The sequence below is a fragment of the Photorhabdus viridis genome (genome assembly GCF_040256935.1).
GTDB classification, from domain to species: Bacteria; Pseudomonadota; Gammaproteobacteria; order Enterobacterales; family Enterobacteriaceae; genus Photorhabdus; species Photorhabdus viridis.
In genome coordinates this window covers 1-658 of record NZ_JBEJZY010000221.1, presented here as the reverse complement: position 1 = coordinate 658, position 658 = coordinate 1, and the positions used below count along the sequence as shown (strand labels likewise).

The window sequence follows — 658 nt, the reverse complement described above, 5'->3', positions numbered from 1 at the left end:
TTGTTTTAGAAATTCATTCATATTACCAACAGTACCTTTATTCAGTTGATAAGGTTGGTATCTTTAATCCTAACTCTGTATTAGTCTGATGAATAAAAAATATTGAATGTTGTTTAATTGATAATTAAATGTTGATAGGAAGTTAAAATAATCCCAGCCGTAGCTGACTGGGATTAGAACTTTACCTATGTTACTGGTCACTAGTAGATATTTTAGTTAACGGACATTGTGACATTTTCTGAATTACAGAATGAACTGTACCGGCAGGTAATAAAGTCTCTTTTATTGTATTCCCATCATCAACACTCCAAATTAGGCGATCATTTTGGCTTGTTTTCATAAAGTAAATATAATAGCCATTATCCCCCATTGCAGTACAAGTCATATCAAACAAGCTATCAATAAGATCTTCTCCTTCTCCTGTAAAATAACTTTCTGCATTTCTGTATAAGGTAATAGGATCAAAGGGAATATCATTACATGCCAACTCATCTATTTTCATATTTGAGTAAAAGCCAATTGTTGTTCTTAATTCGAAAACATCAATAAGGTCAAATAATTTATTTCCTTCTAAATAGAAAGAAAATACTCCATTTTTCCAAAAGCTATCTGGAGAGTTCCATGACTCAACAATGTCAAATTGAAGAGAAAAGTAAAA

At 30.9% G+C, this 658-nt stretch carries 1 protein-coding gene; it reads right to left on the bottom strand.

The window, feature by feature from the left end:
- Positions 1 to 190 precede the first annotated feature (190 nt).
- Positions 191 to 658 (bottom strand): immunity 42 family protein (locus tag ABR397_RS23060; protein WP_350307741.1); only part of this gene is annotated, 468 nt, incomplete at its 5' end.